Source organism: Streptococcus sp. DD10, from assembly GCF_001578805.1.
Classification (GTDB): Bacteria; Bacillota; Bacilli; order Lactobacillales; family Streptococcaceae; genus Streptococcus.
This window is the reverse complement of record NZ_KQ969201.1, coordinates 1-471: the sequence shown is the minus strand read 5'-3', so window position 1 is coordinate 471 and position 471 is coordinate 1. Positions and strand designations below refer to the sequence as shown.

Genomic DNA, 471 nt, shown 5'->3' with positions numbered 1-471 from the left:
CTCTAAAATAATGGTCGCTGAGACTTCTATCGTCAAGAAAAATCACCAAATCCCTCGTATCATCAACCCAAAAATTGATCAAAAGTTGATTGAAAAGGCTTCTATGACCGCCAGCTGCCATTTCAACTTCAACCGTCATTCGCAAGCTTAATGGGTTCCACTTTGAGTGTAACTTTTCGTATGAACTTAACGAATAAAGAGACTCTTGACAAACTATTGAGCTATTCATAAGACTTGAAATACCACTACAATATCTATCAGCTCTTACTTTTTCACTTTCAGAACAAGGACCCTGAAAAATTCTTCGGACTCATTGAGGACAATTTTAAGCAGGTTCATCCTTATCAAGCGCAATGCCTTGGGTTTTCGGAACTTTGACGACTTTAAAAAACGAATTTTCATCGTCCTAAACATCAAAAAAGAAAGGACGAAATTCGTCCTTAGAGTTGACAAAGAGCCAAAATATTGTCT

At 37.2% G+C, this 471-nt stretch carries 1 pseudogene; it reads left to right on the top strand.

The annotated features are described in order from the left end of the window. Positions 1-171: 171 nt before the first annotated feature. A pseudogene (locus STRDD10_RS11910) lies at positions 172-471 on the top strand (ISL3 family transposase); the annotation flags it as partial.